Consider the following 26,555-nt stretch of genomic DNA (forward strand, 5'->3'; position numbering starts at 1 on the left):
TTGCTTATGCTAAATAAAAAATGTCCACAAAGCGATAAAAGCTTTTATCGCTTTGTGGACATCATTGTCCGCAATTTATGTCATATAATACACTATGATACAATATAAAGAAAATTATGTCAATAAGAAATGAAATTATAAAAATTTGGTTTGGTCAGAATATGAGTATTTGATAGGATTTCTATTTGATATTTAATGAAATTTGCAGGATTAACTTTTGTATAATTTCATAAATAAACTCTCCCATATTTGTTTTTGTAAAAATACTTTAACTTTAATATTAATTTTCAGCTGATAGTAATTGATTTTGTGTCAATGTAATATTCAGGTTGCCGTTGCGGCATCTCAATTCATCGATGAATTTCTTTTGATCTGCCTCACCTTTAAGGTTCAAGCTGTAAACAACTTCAAATATGCTTCCGAAATCACCGGTTTTTACTTTTTTTAAGTTCCATGAGCTAGTATATTTGTTTAGAATATCATCGAAGAGGCCTTGGAAGTTTAAATCCTCCGGGATAATAATTTTTAGCTGCATACTGGATGTTTGAGGTGCGGCAAAACTAATTTCGTTAAGAATAATCATTACTATGCACAGCATTATTGCAAATATAGCTGAATATGCGAGGTATCCCATTCCACAGCCTAAGCCTACAGCCAAGGTAAAAAATATATAAGCAATATCCTTGGGATCACCGGGAGCACTTCTGAAGCGGATGAGGCTGAAAGCACCTGCCAAGCTGAAGGCTCTTGCCACATTGTTTCCGATTAACATTATAATTACTGAAATAATTGCAGGCAGCATAATCAATGTTACAACAAAGCTTCGGGAATAGCCTTCCTTTTTATGAGTATGAATGTAAGCCAGACTTATTATAAGTCCCAGTAAAAGTGATGCTCCCAATGCGGAAAGCATACCTGTCAGAGTAAGGTAATCACCAGTTGTTGAAGCAGTAAATATTGAATCTAACATATGTGTTCACTCCTTGTTTTTATATTTTAAAAATTCATTTTTACTATGAATATATTTTTTTGTGATAAATACTTTTAGTAAGGTTTTCAGCATCAGGCAACACTATGTGCCTTTACATTTTTATTCATGCAGTATTTCTTATACTCTGTTCCATACTTTGAAAAGCTGGTTTTATATATCTTCAAATCTGATAAGATTTCTGTCAGCCATATAGGAACAGAACCGGATATTTTTACTTCCATTAAATACTGGTCAATACCCAGCAATTGTTCTCCGGAGCATCCTGCTTCTAAACACAGGTCATTTCTTCTTGTCTGGATATTACGGTCAAAGGTTATTCTGAAAGCTTTATCCTCTTTCCCGAACAAGGCTATCCGTGAATAGCTGATGTATGCGGCAGGTCTGACGTTGTAACAGCTGAGGAAATAACTGATTTCATTTATTACCTGCTCATTTATATAATTAGCTGCGGCAGGATGCCTGCCTGATTCTACGAATTCGTAAGCTTCTCTTAAAGTCATTGTTGCACGTCTTTTATGAACGATACCTGCGGTTTTCTTTTTTAATTCCAAAAAAACTTTATCCTCCAATGAGGTTGGTATGGTGTAGCTTCTTAAACGCAGCTTTTCTTTATAGCTTGGTTTCGAAAGTGAGGTACGAATTAAATGATTATCAGGTGTATCATAATAAATATTATAAATGCTGTAGCTTTTACCATTTTGACAGTTTTTATCAGGATTCATTTTTTCCAGCAGCTTTGGCATAAGTGCATCAAATTGCTTCTTGCTTAATAAAAATTTTAATTCATATCTTTTAAAAGTAGATATTGACATAATAACCTCCACGCCCAGCTTGGGCAAAAAATTTTGTAAAGCAGCTGCGGAGAATCTTTGCTTGGCAGGGGTATGCAGTTGTTTCCCTTATACTCTCCGCTTTCAGGCTAAATACTCCATTGCTACCTGCAAATATAAGTTTTCCGGCTTGAGCCGTTTCCAGGCCTGTGCAGCTCTCTTTGATGCTTTTATTATAAGATTCTAATGTGATGAAGACTTGAACAATTACTGAATGTTATATGGTACTTTTCTTATGGTTTTTGGAAGACTTTGTGGGATAAAATATCGGAAGAATATTATAATATCAAGGCTAAAAGCAAAAATAGAGCTCTAAGCTTCAGGAGGGGGTCCATACTGAAGCCCAGAACTCTTCACAGGTTTTTAAGCCTGAGTTTTGGCTGGAACTGTTTATAGGGGTTATTCGGCTGCTTCTGTACTTTGAGAGCTGCTGCTGTTTTGCTGGTCTCTCATACCTCGGGGACTGCGGCCGGCATCATCTGTACCGCCCGGAAAACCGCCCTTGTCCATTCCGCCGCCCATACCCATATTGCCGGCTGCCGTACCGACACTTGTAACAATGTCCGAAACGGTGAAGCTTTGGAATTTAGTACCGCCGGAATAGGTGCCGCCTGTGTATAGGCCGTCCTTATTTGTTCCGGTTGAAGTGCCTCCGTAGTAGATATTGTAGGTTGAATCCTTTTTTAATTCAGGGGAACATAATACAACTGATTGATATTTTTTAGACGGAGCGAAGGTGAGTATGTCCTTACCGTCACTAGTCTCTATATAAACTATTGTGTCTGCCGGTAACTCTGAATCAAAATTGGCTATTACCGAATATTGGGTGGATGAATCACTTGTAGCCTGTGCCATACCGGAGCTTCCTGCGGCTAACAGATAACCGCCGGTCATAACGAAGGAACCGTTATAATCCAAAGCACCATTACCGCTGTTTTCAGGTCCGTTTACAAGAACAGTACCGTTTGTCATGTTGATAGAGCCGTTTGAATCGAGGCCGTCACCACCGGCATCAACTAAAATATATCCTCCGTTTATGTTCAGATAGCAATCGCCGGATGCGCTGAATTCATCTTGTCCGGAGCGACCGTTTTCTGATGAACCGTCGTTCCCGCCTGCTACATTTATACCGTCATCGCTTGCAGTAATTTGAATATTACCTTCGTTTAGCGTTATAACAGAGCTTTCAATACCTTCGTAGGATTTTGCGATAGCTATGTCTCCGCCGTTTATTTCCAGTGTTGAATCAGAATGTATCCCATCATCACCCGAGGATATCTTAAAGGTGCCTCCATTAATTGACAGGCTTCCGTTTGAATGGATAGAATCATCTGCCGAATCTATATTAACAGTACCGCCGTCTATAGTGATATCAACGGCAGCCTTTATGCCCTTGGTACTTTCGGTGCCGTCAGAATCAGTGCTTGCTGAGGATGCAGTGCTTTCACCGGCTGCGGCAGTACCAGCAGGAGCGCTTCCGGGGTCTGCCTTAGTGACTGAATCTGTGTCAGATATATCATTTTTTTGTATGCTATTTTTATCAAAAACACCTCCCATGCCGCCCATTTGCCCGGAAGCTTTTTTAACGCCGTTTGCACTTCCGCCGCCAGAGGTCACATTTAAAGTACCTCCGCTGACCAATACACTTGTTTCAGCTTGGACGGCATCTTTACCTGAGGTAATGTTTATTGTACCGTCAGAAATAGCTATAAAACCTTTTTGAGCATCCTCATCATTATTTGATTGTATTCCGTCACCATCAGAATATATATTAATTGTTCCGTTCTTTATTGCGACGAAATCCTTTCCCTTAATACCATCGGCAACAGAATTTACAGTTATATTGCCGCTCATGATTTTAAGCTCGTCTTTACTGTAAATGGCATGGTTATAGTTGGCATTTACTGTCAGAGCGCCGCTGCCGTTGATGGTAAGATCACTCTTGCTGAAGATTGTGGCATTAGGCTCGTCCGACTCGGAATCTTCAAGAATATAAGAGGTTCCGTCTGTTATATTGTTTTCAGTGCCGTCTGCCAGAAGGATAACCGTCTTCTTGGCATCTTTTACATAAACCGGGGCACTGCTTGAGCTTGTGATATTTACACCGTTAAAGACAAGTCTGACAGCTTCCTTGTCTTCAGTGTCTATAATAATTTGACCGTCAGATAAAGTACCGCTGATACAGTATGTCCCTGAGGCTGTTATTGTGACCTTGCTGCCGTTAACAGTTGCTCCTGTTCCGTCGGAAGTTATTGAATTTCCATTCAGGACTATATTGGATGCATCTGAACTGCTCCAGCTTGAGTTTTCATCATCACTGTCATATTCAACTGATATATTTGTTTTTGCGATGCTGGAACTGCTGCTAACCTGCCCTTGGTTTGCTTCCGCTATTAAGTTCTGATTTGTACAGGAGGTTAATCCCAAGGTACAGATAAGAGCACTAAGAACTATTACTAAAACTCTGTTTTTTATACTTCTCATTTTTTTAAACATACAGACCTCCTTAAATATGTTTGTATTTTACGAAAGTAAATTACTATCGGCTAAAAAACTACATTATATTGCCGCAAAGGCTTTCAACCGTAATTAGCTTTGATAGTAATCGTCTTTTCTGTTTTTGCTGTAAGCATGTTTATTTTTAACATACCGTTTAGTATTACCTGATATTGCTATTATAAAAGGGTAATGTGATGATAATGTGACTGTTGCTTGAATGTTATAGAAGTTAATTATATGCCGCAGGACAGTGGATTGGGGCTGGATTTTATTCCGTAGGTTTTTATGATAAAATATAAGAACCATAGTATATTTATGAAGGAGGGATAAGATATTGGAAAATAGTATGGCATTGTCGGAATCCATTAAAGAAACTGCTCGGCAAGAAAACAGGGAATATGTATCAAAGCCGTTATCAAGTAATAGACTTGTTTATGTAGATATGCTAAAGCTTTTAGCTATTATAGGAGTTATTACCATACATATTTGCGCAGTGCCTCTTACTACATTAAAAATAGCTTCATCCAACTGGGAATTTGCATTGCTGTTTGGAGCGGCTGTACGCTGGGCGGTACCTGTTTTCTTAATGTGCAGCGGTGCTTTGTTTCTTAAAACAGATAAGGTAATTGCGGCAAAACGGATATTTACAAAATATTTATCAAGGATTCTTTGTGCGCTTTTTGTATGGGCTTCCTTTTATGAGGGGCTTGATATTTACAGGGCGTTCAGAAGTATGGGGTATTTTGATTATACATTAATATATAAGGCAATCGAACATATTTTTACATTTAATACTCAGACACATTTATATTACTTATACATTGTAATTCTGATATATTCTCTTTTGCCTGCATTAAGAGTGTTTACCGATAATGCAAGTAAAAGGCAGATGGAATACCTGCTGATTGCCTGGGTCATATTGGGAATTGTACTGCCGTTTGCTGTTCAATTTCGCCCGTTTTCTCTTATAAGAGGTATGGTGCGCCAATATCCTATGAGCATGGTATATTCGGCAATAGGTTATTTTATGGCAGGACATTACTTAAATAAATACCCTCTCAAGAAAAGAACCAATTACATATTTTATTTCCTAGGAATAACAGGCTTGCTTGTAACCATTTGCGGTACTGAGCTTTCTTCAATATCCAGAAACGCTGTATATACGTCATTTCTGGAAGGAATGACGCCAAATGTGGCAGCTATGGCAGCGGCATTGTTTTTATTAATAAAAAATCATTTTGAAAGGATTAACCGGCAGAAACAGGAAGAGGCAGCTTCTGGCAGATTAAGAAGGATAATAGTGTATATTTCTAAAGGGAGCTTTTGCATATATCTTGTACATGTTGCTTTTATTGATTTACTCAAGGATTTAAGTCTGACATTTCCTGACGCAAATACCCTGATTACAATTCCGGTACTGGTGACAACTGTCTTTATGCTCAGTCTTGGAGTGTATTTTATTCTTTCAAGGATTCCGGGAATTAATAAGTATCTGATATAGGGAGAGTTGACTGAGGTTAATACGGTTCAAGCCCCGCGGCGATAGAATACCAGGACGATATTAGTATTGTCTTTTTAGGAGAATTAAAAGATAGGTATTGAATTAATAATTCAATACCTATTCAGGAGTTACTGTATAGACTGCTTTATATTTTTGACAGGCTGTTTACACTACGTAATATTATTCAGCTGAATAGAAGGAGATTTCGTTACCGTAAAGGATGAAAGAAGGAAAGAACCGAACATTATCTTGACTGTGTTAATTTTCTTGTCCGGGAAAATTTGGGCTATACTTTGCAGGATGCTTTGGCTGAGACTGTCACCTTTCCCGCCAAGGTCACCAAGTCCGTCGGCAAATTCAGTATCCATAGTTCCTTCATCAAAATAGAGAACAAGGTCATTGCTGTTCTGGCTTTTAACCAAGCTGTAGCTCTTAATAAAATCCATGAATATCTCCTCCTTAAAAATTAAACTATACTAATTAGTATTTCAATTTATTGGATAAATATTACACTTTTCTTAATATATTGAATTATAAAAATATTATCATAGTGTGATTGACTTTAGTCAATTCTTTAACCGGAGTGGGATTATGTACTTATTTTATGCAGACTTTTTCTTGATTGTTAATTTTTCTGAGATTTCCCTTCCTGAAGACCGCAGAAGGGTCAGCAGTTTCAGAGGGTAATGCCAGTCCAAGGTATTTACCGCATTCCTCCAGTGCCAGACCATGTTCTGTAAACCTAGCCAGAGTTTCTTCTATATATGATGAGGACATCTGAATATCATAGCTGTTTTTCAGTGAAGCACAAATATTTTTTATGTGTATTGGATCACTGATTATCATATAGAGCCTTGCTTCATCAGGATTGAGAGTATGGGCAACCGGCTTTCCGCTTCGGGAATCTATGATAGTCATGCTCTTATTCTTATGCAGTTCAAATGATAATTGCGGCAATTGAGGCTCCTCACGCCAAATCCTTATCCATTCCAATACTGCTGCTATTACATTTTTGTATTCTTTTTCATTAAGCGTATATTTCCAGTCTGCATCAAAGTAATATGCCACTCTTGATATATCAATTTTGTCCGATGGGTATAAGCCACTATACCAAGCCTGAGGCTTACGGTTTTCTATATATTTGCCGGTAGCTGCAAAATAGGGGCTGAATCTGTGGCATTCAATTTTAGGAGAGCCTCCGTAAGGAGGCCTTAAGTGAAGCAGTTTCGGAAATAAATTTAACAGCTCGGTATAATCTTCTTTTTTTTCTCCCGGTATTCGGATAAGATTATTCCAATTGACAGTAATTCCGTATTCACGGCAGCATTTCATATAGAATATATTTTGCAGGGCTGTTACGCCTTTTCCCATCAGCTTTAAAAGATGGGAGGAAAGACTTTCAATACCCGGCTGGACAAACATAATACCCGCATCCGCCAGCTGTTTTATTTGCATACGGCTCATATTAGGCTTCACGCTGTAGTATATTTTTGCACCGCTTGACAGCGGTTCGTTTTTAAGTCTTGGAAGCAAGGTGTCAAAATAGCTCATGGACAGGTTGTTATCAGCAGCCTGATAATACTTGACAGGATACCTTGCCGCATATTCGGACAGAATGTTATATGTATTGCCGGCAGATTTTAAGCGGTATCCTATTCCCACACCATTTAAGCCGCAGAACTTGCAGTGTGTTTTTTCGCCCCACCAGCAGCCCCGAGAGCTTTCAAAGGGAAGTACCACTCTCTGTTTATACCCTTCTATATCTAAAAGGCCAATTCTTTCTGCACCTTCAAAAAAGTCACTGAAATCAGGAGTTGGGAGGGACTCAAGGACTTCCGAGCTCACAGGCTTATTAGGAATATAGTCTGCAAGGCTTCCATTCCTGTTCCTATATATTATACCCTGTAAGCCTGCTGGCTCCCGGTTTGCTGAAAGAGAGCCAAAGTATTCTACCATTATATCATCGGCTTCGCCTGTTGAAACAGCATCTATCCAAGGAATTTTAGTTATTAATTCCTCTCCCATTTCACCATGAAAGCATGCACCTCCATAGACAACCTTAACCTGCGGATATCGTTCCTTAATAAGTCTGCCGAGAGCGAGAGAGGATATTGTCTGAAAAAAGCTGCAGGAAAATCCTACTACCTGTAATTCACCTGTCTGAAGCAAAAAATTCAGGCAGGATTCAAGAAAAGACGGTACTATCTCATTGCGGATTTTCAAGAGCCATTCCTGCTTGTTCTGTACCTTTAAAATATTTTCCAATTCTGTTTTCCCGGCTTCCATAAAAGCTTCTTCTGAAGGACCGAACGGCTCCCGCCATGCTTCCTTGGCAAAGAGCCACTCTCCTATCTGAGTCTCTATACCCTTAAAAAAGGCTATGGTTTCATATTCTCCGATACCTATCAATTTAGCAAAGTCAAAATTGAAATTGAATACTTTTGAATGCATACCTGCATTGCAAAGCTGTGCTTTAATAAGTGCCGGAGCGAGTGCAGGGTGGGTTAGTGAGCCAAAGGGCATATTTACTATATGTATCAAATTTTTCTCCTTAAATTCCGGGAATTATAGGTATTATATCAATGGCACAGGCATCAGCGGCACAGGCATCAGCAGGGCAGGCATTAATTCCGCATACATTTGCCCCGCAGGCATCGGCAGGACAAGCGGCAATTCCTCCTGCATATCCGCCGCAGGCATCACCTCCGCAGCTTGCCACACTGCAGGCGTTCCCGCCGCAAGCAGCCCCGCCGCAAGCAGCCGCCCCACAGGCCGCCCCGCCGCAGGCTGCACCACCGCTTGCCGCTGCCCCGCAGGCTTGCCCTCCGCATACGTCACCGGCACAAGCAGCCGCCCCGCAGGCATCGGCTGCACAAGCAGCAACACCGCAAACAATAATTCCATATACAGCAACACCACAGGCTGCAGCACCTCCTACATTTGCAGCACAGGCGGTTCCGCCGCTTGCCGCCGCCCCGCAGGCAGCCGTACCACAAGCAGCCGCTCCGCAGGCAGCTGCACTGCAAGCCGCTGTTCCGCAGGCATCGGCCCCGCAGACTGCGGACTCTATGTTATTGGCTGTAAGCTGTTTAACATCCGTAGATGCAGCAGAAACGGTCCATGTTTCCCAGCTGCCTATTTTATCTCTATTTGCATTTACGACATTGTTTGATTCTGCGACAACAAATTTGTTATGACAGGATTTAAGAGATATAACATCTCCTATGCAAAAAAAGTTCGCATTTTGTGTATTTCCTGAACGATACAGTGTAAATCTTTCCCAGCTGCCTATTTTATCTCTGTTGGCATTGGCTTTTCCGTCAGATTCTGCAACAACATATTTGCCATGACAGGAGCGCAGTGAAATTGTATCTCCAAAAGTAACATAAATATTGCTTTTTGTATTGCCGGAGCGAACTATCTCAAACTTTTCCCAAGAACGTGCAGCGTCTGTGTTTGCTTTTAATTTTCCGTTTGTTTCTGCTGACATGTATTTATTATGAATGGACTTTAGGGATATTTTGTCTCCGAATTTCAAGGCCTTGTCAGTTATTTCTGCCCCTGCCACAGAAACCATAATTCCTGAGGTTATATCGTTAAAGTCATTCCCGACATAAGGAGTATCTTCGATAAAGGTTTTCATCCGGCCTCCAAAGTCTATATGCTCAAATAGTGTAACCACCAGTCCTGAGGGAATTTTTACCGAACTCAGCTTATCATTTCCAATAGTCAGCTGCTTCATATTATAACTGCCCAAAGGAAGTGTCTGACACCCTCCTTGATAATTGGCATGCTCATATATTCTTACGGCAAGCTCAACAACAATACTTGAAATTTTGTCATTGAAATCGTTGCCGACATATGAGGAATCTTCCGTAAAAACTTTGGCTTTTCCTTTAAAGTCTATATGCTCATATGCAGTAACTATCAGCCCTGCCGGAATTTTAACGGAGCTTATAATGTCGTTTCCTATTGTCAGCTGAGACAGGTTATATCTGCCAACAGGCAGAGACTGAGAACGGCCTCCGTAATTTGCATGCTCATAAACTGTAACTTTGTAAATAGGATCCGGACTTTTAGATTGCACAATAACTTTCATTTTTTTCCTCCTTGTTGTGTAATTTTTAGTGAAATTTAATTTTACAGTATATATTCGCGGACAAAATATGCTGAGTATTTATGCTTTGCCTTTTAAATTGTATTCAATACAATCCGATATTTTGAAGGGCTGAATCACATACATAATCCTCACAGCCTATAATACCAAGCTGGACAGCTCTGAATATGAGCTGCTCATTTATGTTGTACTTCCAGCTTATGCACGGGGAAGCGGCGGCTTCACCGAGAGTGTCATTTGAATATATAAATTTATATGCACAGGCGCCGGCACATACAGGAAGCAGTATGCAGCTTCTGCATGTTTCGTATTCAAAGGGAGACCATTTATGCCAGCAGTGTGTTTGGTCAGTATCCAGATAATCAGGCTCAAATACTGTACCTATTTTCCTTTCCGGAAGGGAAACGGTATCCCAGCATTTATGTACATCTCCGTTTGGTATAATTACAAATCCCCTTGGCCTGGTAGCAGCACATGTGCCTTTGAAGCGGGGAGGATATGGAAGGTTCACTAAACCATATTTATATGCTTTGCTGAATAATTCTGCTTCCAGCAAGCCGTATTCTGATTTAGTCATACTTTGTTCAGCTATATTATGGCAGCCGGATGTAATAGCTTCTATAGGAGCGAAGTAAAGCTTTAAGTTTATTTTATTGCTCAATCCGGTTTCACGAAGACTGTCCAGTAATTCTTCAATGCCTGATTTATTGCGATAATCTATGTTGACTCGAATGTTCACTGTGATAGGGACAATATCAATAAAATCCTTTATGTTATTTACTATCCGATTAAAAGTCGGAGCTCCTGACAGCAGTGTACGTCTGGTATCATGATAATCTGCCGGACCGTCAAGGGTGATTTGAATCAGATTAACTTTTGCTTCATATAGCAGCTTGGCTGAATTAAGATCCAACATATAGCCGTTAGTTACAATCATGGAATCGTACCTGATTCTGTGTCTGCTGCATATTTCTATAACTCTTTTTGAAAGAGCGTTTATTACGGAAGGCTTTATAAGAGGCTCTCCGCCATACCATGCTATATGAAGCCGGCTTATGCTTGATGCTGCATTACGTATGAGCTCAACAATAGCATCCTGTACCTCAATACTCATTTCTTCAGTTGGCTTGTCTTTTCCTTGGAAGCAGTAATCACATCCGAAATTACAGGCCATTGTCGGAGCAATAGTCAATATCATAGAGCTCCTGTCATATCTGTGCATTCTATATTCCTTTTCAAGAGCAAATAATTCATCATAATCTTTTTTAATAATAAAGCCACAATGTAACAGCTGTATCAAGAGTACGCTTGATTCATCCTCTCCTGTACCGTTGATAGTATCGTAATAGCATGCGGAATCTTCTTTTTCCCATAAGGCAAGACTTCCTGTCAAGGAATTATAGGCAAGGACTCTTTCTTCCTTTAACGGTATCAGAACATTATAACGTGAGCTTATATATTTTGTGGAATTCATTGCTTGCGTTCTCCTTATCCTGCTTTTGTGCAATAACGAGTTGCCATTATTTTCGGAACAGCCATTTTTTTAATATCTATATGCATAAGTAAGCCTGAAAATACTTGATAATTTATTTATATATGCCAAGGATAAATTCCTTAATTTAAATTGAATTTAACATAATATACAAATAATATTATATTCTAATAAATTATAAGAAATTAATAAAATTATGGAATAAATATGAAAATAATAGTATATATTAGATTTTAATGCAAAAATTAATATTAATAAATAAAGATAAGGATTACTAAAGTCAATTATGGTTCAAGTATCCTCCTTTCAGCCGATAGTAATTTGTTTTTTTTTGCCGGCATGAAATTGACATGACAAACATATATGAATCTTATATAATAGATACATACTTAAAACTTATGGAGGAAGAGCTTTGGGAAGTAATTTGAAAAGAATAAATGAAATTTTCAGTGATTACAATGCAGAGGGAAATCTTGGAGCTGCAACCGTAGAAACGGCTGTATTGAAGAAAAAAAGTAAAATTCTTGAGCTTAAGCTTAACTCTGATAAATATATTGATGTCAAAGGGATAGAAGGCCTTAACAGATTTTTAAGGAAGAGGTTCCTATTAAATGACTCCCGAATTACAGTGGAATATGCCGAGGGAATTGATAAAAAGCCTATAGAAAAGGAGCTTGAGGCTATTCTTTTTTCCATGTCAGATAAGCACCCTCTTTTAAAGGCTGTTCTTACAAATACTGAATTTGAGGTAATGAACAATATTATAAATTTCAATTTCAAAATTGTTGCATCAGATGTTTTAACAGGCATGGGTTATGACAAAAAGATAAGCAGGGTCATACAGAATCTGTATGGGACAGCATATAAAGTTAACTTTTTTGACAAGGTAAGCAGGGAGGACTTGAAAAAGCTGCAGGAGGATTCGCAGGAAAAGGAAAAACAGCTTGTCAGAGAGCAGACAAAGCCTCTTGTAAGAGACAGTTTCCCTGAGCCGCCAAAAGCAGTGCCGTTGGCGAGACAGGAGGCAAAGGCTGAAAACGGTGTAAGGAAAGAAAGCTCACCCTTGATATTAGGAAGGAATACAAATATAAAGGAAGCTGTAATAAAGATAACTGACATTATACCCGATGAGGGAAGAGTTTCTATAACAGGTGATATATCCAATATTGATTCAAAGGAATTGAGAAGCGGTAAAACCTTAATTTCCTTTAATTTGTATGACGGCTCAAGCTCCATGGCCTGCAAGGCTTTTATCAAGCAGGGAGAGGAAGGGGATGTGCTCTCCAGATTAAAAAAGGCGAAGGGCGTCAAGCTTGCAGGGAGTGCAAGCAACAGCAAGTTTTCCGGCGAAATTGAGTTTATTGCCAACACTATAATAGAAACAGACGGTATAAAGAAAATTAAGAGGCAGGATAATGCAGAAATAAAGAGAGTAGAGCTGCATATGCACACTCAGATGAGTCAGATGGATGCAATGACAAGTGCAGCCGATTTGATTAAAAGAGCTATGGACTGGGGAATGAAATCCATTGCCATTACTGATCATGGTGTGGTACAGTCTTTCCCTGAGGCTCATAAGCTTCTTGGAAGAGATAATGCGGACATGAAGGTTATATACGGGGTTGAGGCATATCTGGCTCCGGATAAGAAGCCTTCTGTAACCAATCCAAAAGGACAGAGCATAGATACTGAATATTGCGTATTAGACCTTGAAACAACAGGGTTTTCACCTGTTACGGAAAAAATTACAGAGATAGGAATCATGAAGCTTAAGGACGGAAAGGTAACAGATGAGTTCAGCTGCTTTGTGAATCCTGAAAAGCCCATACCCGCAAGGGTGGTAGAGGTCACAAATATTACCGATGAAATGGTGAAAGATGCGGAAACCATAGAAAAGGTATTTCCGAAAATGCTGGCATTTCTGGAAGGAAGCGTTTTGGTGGCTCATAATGCCGAATTTGATATGGGTTTCCTAAAATACAATGCAAAAGGCTTGGGTTATGACTTCGACTTTTCATATGTGGACACATTATCTCTTGCAAAGGATATTTTTCCTGAATATAAGACCTATAAGCTGGGGCGTATAGCAAAAAATCTGGGAATAAAGGTGGAAGTTGCCCACAGGGCTTTGGATGATGTGGATACTACGGTCAAGGTGTTCAATGTAATGCTTGAAAAGCTTAGGGAAAGAGGCGCTGAAAAGCTTGGGGATATAGACAGGCTGGGCTCGGATGAGCAAGCTAAGAAGGCGGAGTATAAAAAGCTTAATACATATCATGCCATAATTTTAGCTAAAGATTATATTGGATTAAAGAACCTATATAAATTAGTTTCTTATTCCCATTTGGATTATTTTTATAAAAAACCGCGTATATTAAAAAGCTTGTACAGAAAATATTCCGAGGGCTTGATTCTGGGGAGCGCCTGCAGTGAAGGCGAGCTTTATCAGGCAATTTTACACGGGAAATCCGATGAGGAAATCAAAGCTATAGCAAAGGATTATGATTATCTGGAAATTCAGCCGTTGGGGAACAACGATTATCTGGTTAGGAAAGAGGAGGTTCCGGATAGGGAGTATCTGAAGAAAATAAACAGGAAGATTGCAGCACTCGGAGAACAATTGGATAAGCCGGTAGTAGCCACAGGTGATGTGCATTTTATGGACCCGGAGGACGAGATATACCGGCGCATACTTGAAGCCGGTCAAGGCTATACGGATGCTGATAATCAAGCTCCTTTATATCTGAAAACCACGGAAGAAATGCTTGAGGAGTTTTCTTATTTGGGAGAGGAAAAGGCCTATGAGGTGGTAGTCACAAACACTAATAAAATAGCTGGGATGTGTGAAAGAATAAGTCCTATTTCATCTGAAAAGTGTCCTCCGCATATTGAGGGCTGCGAACAGACTATTAAGGATATTGCGTTTGAAAAGGCACATGAGCTGTATGGAGACCCGCTGCCGGAAATTGTACAGCAGAGGCTTGACAGAGAGCTGGATTCTATTATTAAAAACGGGTTTTCGGTAATGTACATAATTGCCCAGAAGCTTGTGTGGAAATCAAATGAGGATGGCTATCTGGTTGGCTCCAGAGGGTCTGTCGGTTCCTCCGTGGTTGCTTATATGACCGGTATTACTGAAGTAAATGCCATGCCGCCTCATTACAGGTGTCCGGTCTGCAAATATTCGGATTTTACAGATTATGGCTATAATAATGGTTTTGACCTGCCGGACAAACCATGCCCTGTATGCGGAGAGCAGCTTGCAAAGGATGGAATAGACATCCCGTTTGAAACCTTTCTGGGCTTCAACGGAGACAAGGAGCCTGATATAGACTTGAACTTCTCAGGAGAATATCAGGCAAGAGCGCACAAATATACAGAGGTGATATTCGGAAAGGGTACAACCTTTAAGGCGGGTACTGTAGGCACTATAGCGGATAAAACAGCCTTCGGCTATGTAAGGAAGTATTTTGAAGAAAGAAATCTTCATGTCAATAAAGCGGAGATTGAAAGAATTTCAAAGGGCTGTACCGGAATAAAAAGAACCACCGGACAGCACCCGGGAGGAATAATAGTTGTGCCCAAGGGGCGTGAGATATTTGAATTCTGCCCTGTACAGCATCCTGCGGATGACCCGGAATCGGATATAATAACAACACATTTTGACTATCACTCAATAGACCAGAACCTTTTGAAGCTGGATATACTGGGACATGATGACCCGACAATGATCAGGATGCTTCAGGATATTACCGGGGTGGACCCCAAAACAATACCTATGGATGATAAGGAAACCATGTCTCTGTTTTCTTCAACAGAGGCTTTAGGTGTAACTCCTCAGCAAATAAATTCAAGGGTGGGAACCTTCGGAGTGCCCGAATTCGGTACAAAGTTTGTAAGGGGAATGCTTCTGGATACTATGCCGAAACAGTTCGCAGACCTGATATGTATATCGGGGCTTTCCCACGGCACAGATGTATGGCTTGGCAATGCCAAGGATTTGATTGATGCCGGTACGGTTACACTAAGTGAGGCAGTATGTACGAGAGACGATATCATGGTTTATCTTATGAAAAAAGGTCTTCCTCCTAACTCTGCCTTCAAGATAATGGAGACGGTCCGTAAGGGAAAGGCCTTGAAGGAACCGAAATGGCCGGAATATGAAGCTATGATGAGAGAGCATGAGGTTCCGGAGTGGTATATAGCTTCCTGTAAAAAAATAAAATATATGTTCCCTAAGGCCCATGCGGCGGCTTATATCATGATGGCCTTCAGAATAGCATGGTTTAAGGTGCATATACCTCTGGCTTATTATGCGGCTTACTTTTCAATCAGGGCAAAGGCATTTGATGCGGAGGTCATGATTAACGGAAAGGAGGTTGTTAAGCAAAAGATGAAGGAAATCGAGATGCAGGGTAATCAGGCTGCAAATAAGGATAAGGATATGTATGAAGATCTGGAATTGGTTCTGGAAATGTATGAGAGAGGCTTTAAGTTTCTCCCTATTGACTTGTACAAATCACATTCCACAAATTTTTTGATAGAGGAAGGTAGTATAAGACCTCCTTTGAACAGTATATCAGGTATGGGAACAGTTGCCGCAGAGAGTATTTACAAAGCTGTCAAGGAGGGAGAGCCGTTTACATCAATAGAAAGCTTGCGTATTCGTGCTAAAATAGGCAATTCCACTATAGAATCACTGCAAAAATTCGGTTGTCTGAGGGGGCTTCCAAAAAGCAACCAGCTGAGCTTTTTCGATGATTTGGAGGATTTTGTGATGTAAGGGCAGAAAAGGATGGTTATAGAATCAGGCTGATAGCGGACTTGTGCTCCGCTATCAGCCTTTTGTGGTGTGCCGAGAAGTAAGTACTATTAAGAAAATGTCTTATTGTGTCACATTATAGTTGACAAGTCAACGTATTTTTATTAAAATAAGGTTGATAAGTCAACTTTATTATTGAGCGGCAGATTTTGAGAAAGAGGTGCTAAGTGTGTATGAAGACATAATGTATTTTATAAAACTTAACAATAAAATTTTCAGAGCGACGCAAATTTATCTTGATAAGCTGCTGAGGAAATATGATTTAAGCAGCGGCTCTTATCAATATTTATTTATTTTAAATAAAAATGAAGGTATCAGCCAGAATAAAATAAGTAAGGAATTAGGCTTTGACAAGGCTATGTCGGCAAGAACCATCACAAAGCTTATTGAGGTTGGTTATATTGTCAGGTTAGAGGATGATACCGATTCAAGAGCTTATAAGCTGTTTTTATCAGAAAAGGCGAAGGCTGTGATTCCAAAGATTCTTACGGAAATCCATAAATTAGTTGAGCTGATAACAGCAGACCTGTCAGAGCAGGAAAAGATTATTACTACCGAATCATTAAAAAAGATTCTTATTAATTTAAGAGAATTGAAATAATAGCTATAGGGAGAATAAAAATGGATGCAACAATTGAACGCGGCAATAAAAATAAATGGATGATTTTATTTATAGTTCTGATGGTGACCTTTATGGCTACACTGGACGGCAGTATTGTAAATGTAGCTCTTCCCGTTATGACTAAGGCATTAAATGTAACCTCGGCAAGTATTCAATTGGTAGTGACAAGCTACTTGATTATTATTTCAGCAACTATTCTGGTGTTTGGAAGACTGGGTGATATGGTCGGTAAAACAAGGATATTTAAGTTTGGAATTGCCTTGTTTACACTGGGCTCCTTGCTTTGCGGAATTACCGGTTCCTTTTCAGTTTTAATTTTGTCAAGGGTAATCCAGGCAATAGGAGCGGCAGGTACTATGGCTAATAATCAAGGTATTATTACCGAGGTATTTCCGGCAAATGAGAGAGGAAAGGCCTTGGGAATTACAGGAACCTTTGTGGCTCTAGGCTCCCTGCTTGGACCGCCTATAGGAGGCTTCATAGTTGACAGCGGAAGATGGGAATATATTTTTCTGATAAATGTTCCCATAGGCATAGCTACCTTATTTTTTAGCTTTAAAATACTTCCGGATTCCATCCGAAGGGTAAAAGAAAAATTGGACGGCTTTGGAGCGGTATTATTTCTATTTTTTATAGTACCTCTGTTTGCCGCACTTGGTAAGGGACAAGAGGTGGGATTTACAAAGCCTGTGGTATTGCTCGGCTTTCTGGTGGCAATTGCCGCCTTGGTATTGTTTATTATAGCAGAAAGGAAGCAAGAGAATCCTTTATTACAGCTGAAAATTTTTGAAAATAAGTTGTTTTCGCTTAGTATATTTTGTGCATTTTTATCCTTTCTGGCTATTTTTTGTTCAAATATTATTCAGCCCTTTTATCTTCAGGATGTAATGAGCTTTTCTCCGTCAACGACAGGATTAATTATGATGATTTATCCGCTGGTTATGTCGGTGGTTGCACCTGTAAGCGGGCACTTATCCGATAAGCTGGGTTCTGAGGTTTTAACCCTGATTGGGTTGTCATTTACAAGCTTGGGCCTAATACTTATGTCTACCTTGACAGAACAATCTTCAATTATGAGCATGGCGTTATTTATAGCAATTATGTCTATGGGAAACGGATTGTTTCAGGCACCGAATAATTCGCTGGTTATGTCTACGGTATCAAGGGACAAGCTGGGCATTGCCGGAAGCGTGAATGCACTTATACGAAATCTTGGCATGATTTGCGGGATAGCATTGTCCACTACTGTTTTGTACAATCGAATGAGCTATAAAATTGGACATCATGTAACTGATTTTGTACCGGGAAGAAATGATGCTTTTATTTACGGAATGAGAACAGTATATATTATTGCAGCTGTAATTTGTCTGGCCGGAGCAGCTTTGACGGCAATACGCCTTTTTGGGAGAAAGTCCGAAGAGGAGACAGTTTTGGAATAAAGCCACAAGCAGGAATACTTGCGGTGAAGCTATATGTGCGAGAAATAATTGAGTATAAAGACAAAGTCAGGGCCATTTTAAAGTGACCCTGACAACATTGTGTATATAATTGGCGGAGAGTCAGGGATTCGAACCCTGGATACCCTTGCAGGTATACATGATTTCCAGTCATGCGCCCTCGACCAGCTAGGCGAACTCTCCAATATCAAATATTTAATTCAGCTTTTAAGCTGCCTTTATATTTTACATTAGACTATATAACTTGTCAACTGTAAAGTTTCGCAGGCATTTTTTTAACAGTTTGATTTGCTTGGCGAAAGGTTGACAACAGCCTTATACACATAAAATAAAATAGCTATTAATAGCTTTATACTATTGATAGCTTAAAATACCAAAATGCCACTGTAATGATACGTACCTATAAGAGGTATTCTTTTTTCTCGTAAAGGAGGCTTTTATGTATCACTGCAGTAAACACTTATGGCAAGTTGAAAATTTTTTCACAGCTTTTTGAAACATCCTCTTTCGATATCTTAATTTTTTCAACAATTTCTTCAAGGTTATTTTTAAGACATTCTTTAACATCACAATCATAGTTTTTTGCACTGTTAATTAGCTTCATAGCTGTGTCCAAGGATAAAGCAGGTCTATATGAACGGTCCTCCGTCAGAGATGCAAACAAATCGCTTACAGCAAGAATTCTTGAGCCCATATCCAGCTGGCTTGATTTCAGGCCAAAGGGATAACCGCTTCCGTCAAGCTTTTCATGATGAAAAGAAGCCCAATCTCTGAGTTTTTCCAAGCCCTGAATAGAGTCCAGTATCCTGTAAGTATGGTAAGTGTGACATTTAATAATATTATATTCAACTAAATCCAGTGTGCCCGGCTTCTCCAGAATGTGTTCGGGAATACTGAGCATACCCATATCATGTATTAAACCTGCAGAATGTATAGTTTCAATGTCTGAAGCAATAAACCCCAATTTAGATGCCAAAAAGGCAGCACAAGTTGCCACACCTATAGAATGGGTTGCCGTATAGCTGCTTCTGAAGTCAATAATACGGTGAGCTATTTTGGCGAACTGGTGAAGACTTGCGTTGCTTACGCAGCCATTGTAAGGCTTCATAACGCTTTTGATTATGTGCTCCAAATAAGGACTTACTATATCAAACCAAAAAAACAGCTTTGGAATAAGACTGTTAAAGGCAGTAACTGCTGAAGGCATAAACATTGTTCCGCTTTTAGAGTTTACTAAGTCCTCAATTTCCTTGCGCTGTGATAAAATGTCAATATCACGGCTGATAAGAATGTCTATTCTATCAGCTAAATGAAGAATATGACTTGTCACAGGTATTTCGTATGATTCAAAATGAGCATCGGATCTTTCCTCCCAATACACGTGATGGAACTTTATTATTTCTGCCGCATCATGCAAGTCATCTGCATCATGGAGAATAAACCATCCTTTTTGACCATGTGCATGTCTTTGAAGAATAGAACACCCAAATTCAAATTTAAAAAGTGAATTTCTTTCAGATAAATTAACAGAACCGCAATCATGCAGCAAGCTTGCTAATACAAGATTTTTAATCTCATTTTCTGATAAATTCATTTCTTTTGCAATGCTATATGATATATAGGCAACCCTTTTATGGTGATTTGTTATTGCGGGGTCTATTAAGTCAATAGCACTTGATAGGGATAATACAATGTCGATAATTGGTATATTTGGTAACAAATTAGCCCTCCTCCTTATCTGAACAAATAAAAATATTATACAATAATGCAAATAAATGCATTAAAATGTAGAAATTTAGCATACATATATTCTACTATGAAAGTTTATAAAAAGAAATAGGTATTTATAATTAATATATTTATTTTGTATTTTTTGTATAGTTATTACAGCTTTATTACAGATTCATTTCATTCTTGAAATCTAGCGGTATATAAGTACTGTATATAATCAGTTTCAAAAGAATCGGCTTACCGATTTGCTTCAGAGTAAAAGAATTACATATATTTTATAACCTGTTTTTATAAAAAGGCTTGAAACACTGTCCGTTTACGTGTAGAATATAAATGCTACAGAGAAGTATCAGAACAGTTGAAAAATGTTCAAAGGTGACAAAGGAACATTTTGCTGCACTTTTGAAATAGTTTTTTATTAAAATTGTATATGGAGAGTTGTCCGAGAGGTCGAAGGTGCGAAACTCGAAATTTCGTGTCGGTGATGAGCCGACCTAGGGTTCAAATCCCTAACTCTCCGCCATGTTAAAAGCTACATTTTCTTGTGAAAACTCACGAGAGAATGTAGTTTATTTTATATATTAGCAATAAAAATTTGACTTCGACATGATGGTTATTTAACTGTCATGTCTTTTTATTTTTGTAAAAATAGGAAGGAGAATAAAGCATGAGCAATATTATCATCGAAATACCGGCTACTCAAAAAGAAGTTTTACGTGTTGCTGCTTACTGCAGGGTCAGCACAGTTTATGAAGAACAACGAACCAGTCTTGATTCGCAGATTCAGTACTATACGGATTATATCAACAAGCATGAGGGATGGGTACTTGCGGACATTTATTCTGAACAGGTATCGGGTACACGTTTTGACAACAGAGCCGCATTCAATCGTATGATGAAAGACTGCCGAGCCGGAAAAATTGATTATATCATTACCAAGTCCATCAGTCGTTTTGGACGGAATACTCTCCCTTTTTTACAGAGTTTCAATGCGCTACTCGGTTTGGGAATCACAGTATATTTTGAAATGGAGAGATTGGATTCGTCTGATTGGCGAATGATAAAGATTATTACTGCAGCTGCAGCTGTTGCACAAAGTGAAAGTGAATCAAAGAGTGCGAATATCAAATGGGGAATTCAACGAAGCTTTGAAAAAGGACATATAAAGCTGAACCATACCAACTTCCTTGGTTACACAAAAGCTGAAAATGGTAAATTAGTTATCGTTGAAGAAGAAGCTGAAATCGTCCGGCTCATTTATGATTTATTCCTGAAAGGCTATGGCTGCCGGAAGATTAAATCATATCTTAAGAAAAATGGTGTTAAAACTGTAACAGGCAAGGCTGAATGGAGCACATCTACTATTGATCGGATTCTTTCCAATGAGAAATATGTCGGAACTGTATTATCTCAGAAAAGCTATGTTGAAAATTGCCTGACTCACAAACAGGTAAAAAATAATGGTGAATTATCAATGTATTTTATTGAGAATAATCATGATGCTATTATCAGCAAAGAGATTTTTGAGGAAGTCCAGCGCAGAAAACATTTATAACATTATGTGTTAAAAGTTAAATCCCCCGAATTCGGTGGATTTAAACAGTATGATCAAATGACTTTATAGTTAAACTCAAATCTTTTATGCTTTCTTTATTCAAAAAGATTGAATATAATATCTCAAAAGAGTATAATAGAACATAAGTTCGGATGTGGGAGGAATAATTTGTGGCAAAAAAGATCCATGTTATTGGTACAGAAATATCAATTACTACCATCAATGACAATGATTATATTTCCATTACAGATATGTTAAAGGCCAAAGATGGTGATTTTTTTATTTCCGACTGGCTCCGTAATAGGAATACAGTTGAATTTTTAGGCATTTGGGAGCAAATTTATAATCCGAAATTTAATTATGGCGAATTCGCCACAATTAAAAGCCAAGCCGGGTTAAATAGTTATAAAATCAGCGTTAAAGAATGGATGAAAAAAACAAATGCAATTGGATTAAAGGCAACTGCGGGAAGATATGGAGGCACTTATGCTCATAAAGATATAGCTTTTGAATTTGGTATGTGGATAAGTCCAGAGTTCAAAATCTATCTGATAAAAGAATTTCAGCGACTTAAAGATGAGGAACAAAAGCAGCTGGGATGGGATATTAAACGCAATTTAACTAAGATTAATTATAGAATACATACGGATGCCATTAAAGAAAATCTTACTCCTCCTACATTAAACAAATATCAAATAACCCAGGTGTATGCAAATGAAGCAGATGTGTTGAATGTTGCGCTATTTGGAATGACAGCGAAGCAGTGGCGTGATAGCAATCCGAAGCTTAAAGGAAATATTCGTGATTATGCTAATGTTTCACAATTGGTATGCCTCGTAAACTTAGAAAATCTTAACGCATTGTTTATCAATGAGGGTTTGACGCAAGGACAACGTCTGGAAAAACTCAATTCAATTGCAATAAGCCAGATGGGAATTTTAACAAAAGAGCACCGTGTTATCTCTTTAGAGGAGAAAGCTAATGATGAAAAGTAATTTTTTATAATATTGCAAGCACTTTTTAAAATGGTGAGCAAGCTACCTCAATGTACTTGCAGAAAGGAATTAATTATAAAGTTAGGTTTCACCGTTTCGTTCATTTTTGTGTAAAGCTTATCTGTCTGATGATACAAGAGCATTGAAATACTTATTTGAGTGGAATTATCTGATTCTGAGAAGATATGTTTTCTATATCAGCCGCTGGTCATTTCTGAAAGAAGAGGATAAGGAGGATGTGATCCAGAACACAAGTGCTAAAATCCATACAGTATATTGCCTCCTATAACGGCAACTACTGGTTTTGGGCGTGGCTGAAGAAGATTGTGTATCACGAATTCTGTTGCGCAATCAAAAATATCAGGAGATATTTCTGTGAAACATCGCCATGGTAAGACACTTGTGGAAATCGGCCAGGAGAAGAATATTTACCATTTAACGGTGGGTGTCCGGTATCGCTGTGGTCTCAGAGAATTGTATATCCAAGAATTTTATGCCACATATAATACCAAGTAACGCCATATTTTACACAAATATATTTATTTTCGATAGCGATTTATTGTATTGATCGTATTAGCGATATATAATTAAAATGGCGTCGTTTGAAAAAGAATAAACAATGTTACGCAAAATATGTTAATAATTATTTTCTTTAAAAATACTCATAGAGGCAGGATTGGAAAATGAAAATCAACTTTAAATCAATTGTGGATACTCATAAGTTGCCAGCAAGTTCACCTCTTTTACCTCTCTTTGAGGCTATTATTAATTCAATCCAAAGTATTGAAGAGGCAAATATTAATGATGGACAGATTATTATAAATGTGATTCGTGAGTCTTCGCTGCTACCTAAAGATAATTGGGAAACAGATGTTGATTCTTTTGTAGTTACAGATAACGGCATAGGCTTCAACGACAAAAATTATGCGTCGTTTGATATATATGGTAGTGACTACAAACTTGCCATGGGCTGTAAAGGCGTTGGAAGAGTTATTTGGTTAAAAGCTTTTTCAAAGGTAATTATCGAAAGTACCTATTTGGGATCTGAGGGAAAATACTATGACCGAAACTTTGACTTTTCTATTTTTGAAGAAACTAAATTGATAACAAATCAGTTAAGCGCCAAAACTAAAGCGGGAACAAAAGTAGTTTTGGATGGATATATTCAAAAATATAAAAGCAAATGTCCCAAACGAATTGACACCCTTGCCCGAGAAATTATGAATCACTGCTTTGCTTATTTAGCTCTTGATAATTGTCCCCAAATAGTAATAAGCGATGATCAAGATTCAAGATGTATTAACGCAGTATTTGCTGAAAGCATAAAGGGAAACTTAAGTGTAAAAGAATTTTTAGTAAATGGAAATTCTTTCAGCATTATAAGTGCAAAAAACTATGCGACCTCAAACGACAAACATTTGTTGCACTTTTGTGCCCATAATCGTGAAGTATTTGGGGATAATTTATCAAATATAATAAAAGAACTTACAGGAAAGCTATCTAATGATGACGGTGAGTTTACCTATAGTGGCTATATCACTGGGGAAATTTTGGATGAGAATATAAACAGTGAAAGAACTGAGTTTGCTTTTTCTAAAATCGAACAAATTGATATGGAGGAGACTGAAACCTACGAACAGTTGGAATTGGAAGATGAAAACTCCTTAAAACCTGTGTCCAAAAAAGATATAGTTAATGCGGCAATTCCTATTATCAGAGAATTCTTAAGTGAAGAAATTGCTGCCTATAACATTCAGAAAAAAGATCGTATTGAACATTATGTATATTGTCAGAATCCACGTTATCGCTCTTTGATAAAACACAACAGCGAGTGTATCGATAGAATACCTATAACAAATGATGACGAAAAGTTAGAACTTGAGCTTTTCAAACAGGAACAGAAATATCGCTTACATTTGAAAAGAGAGCAGAAAGAATATCTAAATGGCGATATTGACAGTATTCAAGATTACTCTGACTATGAGAGCAGATGCTCAAGCTATCTACAGAAGATTTCAGATTTAGGGAAAGGTGATTTAGCTGATTATATCACCCATAGAAAGGTTATGCTTGACATCCTTGCTAATAACTTGAAATTCACGGACGATGAAAAGAAAAAATATGCGTTGGAGAAAAGTATACACAATCTTATTTTTCCGATGATAACTACATCGGATGATATTGATTACAATAAACACAATTTATGGATTATCGACGAGAAGCTGGCGTATCACTACTATCTGGCTTCTGATAAACCAATTTCAACATACAAAGATACTGAAAGCGATTGTCCAAAAGAGCCTGACATAACAATCTTCGAACCGGCCTTTGCACTAACGGGAGATTTAAAAGATACTTCTGTAAACAATATTACAATTATTGAGTTTAAGCGGCCTGGCCGTTCAGATGAGGACTGCGTTGATCAAGTTGTAGGTTATATCAAACAAATCCGTGACGGTCGTTGTAAGGATAAGGATGGTCATGTATTAGCCGAAATGAATGGTAAGTTTATTCGCTTTAGCTGTTATATTCTTTGTGATATTCCTGCAAAAATGGCTGAGTTTTTGGAAGGACGTAATTTCCGTAAAACTCCAGACGGAAACAGTTATTATCAATATTTTGATATATATAACGCTTACATTGAGGTTTTACCATACAGCAAAATCATTAATGATTCACAAAGACGAAATAAGATTTTGTTTGATCGTTTATTTTGCCAGTAATCAATTATGATTAAATGCAGTGTTGCATATTACTGCGTGACGTGATAAGTTGAAAGTATGATTATCTTCCACCTTTTCTAAAGTCAAGATTGTATATAGATTTAACACAAGAGAACGGTTATGATGATTTGCTTTCTTCAATAAACAAAGTAAATATTTGAACTTATGATAGATAAGGATAAGCAACTAAAAAGAACAAGATGCCCATCATGTTTATAACACAACATTTAACCACTGCATAAACTTCCTGTTATCCATATAAATGAGCTTGAACGACGGTTGATGATTTGAACATTTTTTCTGGAATGTCCAAATATCAACCGTCGTTTTTTGTATCTAATCCCTTTATTTATACGGGTTTGAGGATTTCCGATTTTTGAAGACTGGTTTCGCATTCACAATTCAAAAACTTAAATTAGAGTGTTCAAAAAGTAAAAAAGTCAACTTTTGAACATAAGTGTCTAATTTGCTTTCTAACATTACTTATTATAAAATGAGCGTTCATAGGTATTTGGCGTTTTATAGGCCAGCGTAACATGTGGACGTTCTATATTATAAAACTCTATATATTTGTTGATGCGTTCTTTGAATTCATCTACCGAATGATAGTTGGTACGATAAAGCTCTTCTTTTCATAGATGAAAAGAACGATTCCATTACAGCGTTATGGTGAGGTCTGCCTGAAGGTGAAAAGGATTGCTTTATCCTACAAGTCTTTAATAGCTTTTGAAATGCATGGGATGTATATTGTGTGCCTCTGTAGCTATGAAAAATCAGTCCATTTTCTGGCTTACGCTCCGCATACACCAACTTAAATGTGGAGGTAATTAATTGTGTACTATGCTTCTGTGAAATTTTATAGGCAATAACTTTTCTGGTGCATATTTCGGCTGCATCCGGACACTGATTCCGGAAACATCCGGACAGCATTTCGGAATTATCCGGACACCTTGTCGAGTTAATAAATTAACTGCTACTCTTTAATCAGTATGATTAAAGGGGGCCAGACGATGAGGAGGCTGGAAATGCTGAAAGCAAGAGAAATTTTAAGGTTGAAACATGAAGTAGGACTATCACTAAGAGAAATTGGTAAGGCATGTAATTGCGGCAAATCAACTGTATCCGAAATTCTAACAAGAGCCGAAAAGGCAGGGATATCATGGCCTATTGACCTTAGTGATAAAAAAAATTAATGTCTATGCTTTACCCGCCAATAGAAG

At 38.2% G+C, this 26,555-nt stretch carries 17 protein-coding genes, 2 tRNA genes and 1 pseudogene; 9 read left to right on the forward strand and 11 right to left on the reverse strand.

All coding sequences use genetic code 11. The annotated features are described in order from the left end of the window. Window positions 1–280: 280 nt before the first annotated feature. The 3 genes from LY28_RS11705 to LY28_RS11715 all read right to left on the reverse strand — a co-directional run bounded on the left by LY28_RS11705 (window position 281) and on the right by LY28_RS11715 (window position 4,317). Complete coding sequence (locus LY28_RS11705) at window positions 281–970, reverse strand: DUF4956 domain-containing protein (RefSeq protein WP_110462379.1); 690 nt, start codon at window positions 968–970, stop codon at window positions 281–283. Between the two features lie 92 nt (window positions 971–1,062). After that, window positions 1,063–1,803, reverse strand: a complete 741-nt coding sequence (locus LY28_RS11710; protein ID WP_110462380.1) for a polyphosphate polymerase domain-containing protein — start codon at window positions 1,801–1,803, stop codon at window positions 1,063–1,065. 417 nt (window positions 1,804–2,220) lie between these two features. Next, entirely contained in the window at window positions 2,221–4,317 is a 2,097-nt protein-coding gene (locus tag LY28_RS11715; RefSeq protein ID WP_242981250.1) for a carbohydrate-binding domain-containing protein, read from the reverse strand. A 337-nt stretch (window positions 4,318–4,654) separates the two neighbouring features. Between LY28_RS11715 and LY28_RS11720 the strand changes: the two genes are divergently transcribed. Further along, window positions 4,655–5,821 (forward strand): acyltransferase, encoded by a 1,167-nt coding sequence (locus LY28_RS11720; protein WP_110462381.1) that lies wholly within the window; start codon window positions 4,655–4,657, stop codon window positions 5,819–5,821. Window positions 5,822–5,991: 170 nt separating this feature from the next. Here the strand turns inward: LY28_RS11720 and LY28_RS11725 are convergent, their stop codons facing one another. From LY28_RS11725 to LY28_RS11740, 4 genes are all read right to left on the reverse strand, one after another. Beyond that, a complete protein-coding gene (locus LY28_RS11725; RefSeq protein ID WP_110462382.1) occupies window positions 5,992–6,267 on the reverse strand; it encodes a hypothetical protein in 276 nt (91 codons plus the stop codon). 151 nt (window positions 6,268–6,418) lie between these two features. Then, window positions 6,419–8,362, reverse strand: a complete 1,944-nt coding sequence (locus LY28_RS11730) for a RiPP maturation radical SAM C-methyltransferase (protein ID WP_110462383.1) — start codon at window positions 8,360–8,362, stop codon at window positions 6,419–6,421. 10 nt (window positions 8,363–8,372) lie between these two features. Continuing rightward, window positions 8,373–9,920 carry a Cys-every-fifth RiPP peptide CefA gene (locus tag LY28_RS11735; RefSeq protein ID WP_110462384.1) on the reverse strand — a complete coding sequence of 516 codons (1,548 nt, stop codon included), beginning with the start codon at window positions 9,918–9,920 and terminating at the stop codon, window positions 8,373–8,375. 103 nt (window positions 9,921–10,023) lie between these two features. Continuing rightward, window positions 10,024–11,412, reverse strand: coding sequence for a TIGR04463 family radical SAM/SPASM RiPP maturase (locus tag LY28_RS11740; protein WP_110462385.1), 1,389 nt, complete (start codon window positions 11,410–11,412; stop codon window positions 10,024–10,026). A 430-nt stretch (window positions 11,413–11,842) separates the two neighbouring features. Here LY28_RS11740 and polC point away from each other — a divergent pair, with 430 nt between their 5' ends. The 3 genes from polC (at window position 11,843) to LY28_RS11755 (ending at window position 18,313) form a co-directional block, all read left to right on the forward strand. Next, window positions 11,843–16,213: a DNA polymerase III subunit alpha gene (gene polC / locus LY28_RS11745; protein ID WP_422785006.1), complete on the forward strand. Its 4,371-nt coding sequence runs from the start codon at window positions 11,843–11,845 to the stop codon at window positions 16,211–16,213. Window positions 16,214–16,436: 223 nt separating this feature from the next. Further along, window positions 16,437–16,853 carry a MarR family winged helix-turn-helix transcriptional regulator gene (locus tag LY28_RS11750; protein ID WP_110462400.1) on the forward strand — a complete coding sequence of 139 codons (417 nt, stop codon included), beginning with the start codon at window positions 16,437–16,439 and terminating at the stop codon, window positions 16,851–16,853. Window positions 16,854–16,873: 20 nt separating this feature from the next. After that, window positions 16,874–18,313: an MFS transporter gene (locus LY28_RS11755; protein ID WP_110462386.1), complete on the forward strand. Its 1,440-nt coding sequence runs from the start codon at window positions 16,874–16,876 to the stop codon at window positions 18,311–18,313. A 110-nt stretch (window positions 18,314–18,423) separates the two neighbouring features. On the opposite strand, the gene LY28_RS11760 is transcribed toward LY28_RS11755, so the two are convergent. Then, window positions 18,424–18,514, reverse strand: a tRNA-Ser gene (locus LY28_RS11760). Window positions 18,515–18,791: 277 nt separating this feature from the next. Next, window positions 18,792–20,051 carry an HD-GYP domain-containing protein gene (locus LY28_RS11765; protein ID WP_110462387.1) on the reverse strand — a complete coding sequence of 420 codons (1,260 nt, stop codon included), beginning with the start codon at window positions 20,049–20,051 and terminating at the stop codon, window positions 18,792–18,794. Window positions 20,052–20,494: 443 nt separating this feature from the next. On the opposite strand from LY28_RS11765, the gene LY28_RS11770 reads away from it, so the two are divergent. From LY28_RS11770 to LY28_RS11785, 4 genes are all read left to right on the forward strand, one after another. Continuing rightward, window positions 20,495–20,585: transfer RNA gene (locus LY28_RS11770), tRNA-Ser, on the forward strand. Window positions 20,586–20,729: 144 nt separating this feature from the next. Next, window positions 20,730–21,617, forward strand: coding sequence for a recombinase family protein (locus LY28_RS11775; protein ID WP_110462388.1), 888 nt, complete (start codon window positions 20,730–20,732; stop codon window positions 21,615–21,617). A 170-nt stretch (window positions 21,618–21,787) separates the two neighbouring features. Continuing rightward, window positions 21,788–22,612 (forward strand): KilA-N domain-containing protein, encoded by an 825-nt coding sequence (locus tag LY28_RS11780; protein ID WP_110462389.1) that lies wholly within the window; start codon window positions 21,788–21,790, stop codon window positions 22,610–22,612. A 683-nt stretch (window positions 22,613–23,295) separates the two neighbouring features. Further along, entirely contained in the window at window positions 23,296–25,335 is a 2,040-nt protein-coding gene (locus LY28_RS11785) for a hypothetical protein (protein ID WP_110462390.1), read from the forward strand. Window positions 25,336–25,814: 479 nt separating this feature from the next. Here LY28_RS11785 and LY28_RS19805 read toward each other — a convergent pair. After that, window positions 25,815–25,952 (reverse strand): annotated as a pseudogene (locus tag LY28_RS19805) (IS3 family transposase); the annotation flags it as partial. Then, the gene (locus LY28_RS19810) at window positions 25,927–26,265 is read right to left on the reverse strand and encodes a DDE-type integrase/transposase/recombinase (RefSeq protein WP_110462391.1); all 339 of its coding nucleotides are present in this window, start codon (window positions 26,263–26,265) and stop codon (window positions 25,927–25,929) included. The pseudogene LY28_RS19805 and the gene LY28_RS19810, both read right to left, overlap by 26 nt. Before the next feature lie 80 nt (window positions 26,266–26,345). Here LY28_RS19810 and LY28_RS11800 point away from each other — a divergent pair, with 80 nt between their 5' ends. Beyond that, on the forward strand, window positions 26,346–26,528 hold the full coding sequence (locus LY28_RS11800) for a helix-turn-helix domain-containing protein (protein ID WP_165835555.1): 183 nt from the start codon (window positions 26,346–26,348) through the stop codon (window positions 26,526–26,528). The last annotated feature ends 27 nt before the right edge of the window (window positions 26,529–26,555 follow it).

This window comes from Ruminiclostridium sufflavum DSM 19573 (assembly GCF_003208175.1).
Classification (GTDB): domain Bacteria; phylum Bacillota; class Clostridia; order Acetivibrionales; family DSM-1351; genus Ruminiclostridium; species Ruminiclostridium sufflavum.

What these genes read in the sequence shown, in the direction of transcription:
- LY28_RS11705 (WP_110462379.1), bottom strand. Translation starts at nt 970, where the DNA reads ATGTTAGATTCAATATTTACTGCTTCAACAACTGGTGATTACCTTACT.
- LY28_RS11710 (WP_110462380.1), bottom strand. Translation starts at nt 1,803, where the DNA reads ATGTCAATATCTACTTTTAAAAGATATGAATTAAAATTTTTATTAAGC.
- LY28_RS11715 (WP_242981250.1), bottom strand. Translation starts at nt 4,317, where the DNA reads ATGTTTAAAAAAATGAGAAGTATAAAAAACAGAGTTTTAGTAATAGTT.
- LY28_RS11725 (WP_110462382.1), bottom strand. Translation starts at nt 6,267, where the DNA reads ATGGATTTTATTAAGAGCTACAGCTTGGTTAAAAGCCAGAACAGCAAT.
- LY28_RS11735 (WP_110462384.1), bottom strand. Translation starts at nt 9,920, where the DNA reads ATGAAAGTTATTGTGCAATCTAAAAGTCCGGATCCTATTTACAAAGTT.
- LY28_RS11740 (WP_110462385.1), bottom strand. Translation starts at nt 11,412, where the DNA reads ATGAATTCCACAAAATATATAAGCTCACGTTATAATGTTCTGATACCG.
- LY28_RS11750 (WP_110462400.1), top strand. Translation starts at nt 16,437, where the DNA reads ATGTATTTTATAAAACTTAACAATAAAATTTTCAGAGCGACGCAAATT.
- LY28_RS11755 (WP_110462386.1), top strand. Translation starts at nt 16,874, where the DNA reads ATGGATGCAACAATTGAACGCGGCAATAAAAATAAATGGATGATTTTA.
- LY28_RS11775 (WP_110462388.1), top strand. Translation starts at nt 20,730, where the DNA reads ATGAGCAATATTATCATCGAAATACCGGCTACTCAAAAAGAAGTTTTA.
- LY28_RS11785 (WP_110462390.1), top strand. Translation starts at nt 23,296, where the DNA reads ATGAAAATCAACTTTAAATCAATTGTGGATACTCATAAGTTGCCAGCA.
- LY28_RS19810 (WP_110462391.1), bottom strand. Translation starts at nt 26,265, where the DNA reads ATGCTGTCCGGATGTTTCCGGAATCAGTGTCCGGATGCAGCCGAAATA.
- LY28_RS11800 (WP_165835555.1), top strand. Translation starts at nt 26,346, where the DNA reads ATGAGGAGGCTGGAAATGCTGAAAGCAAGAGAAATTTTAAGGTTGAAA.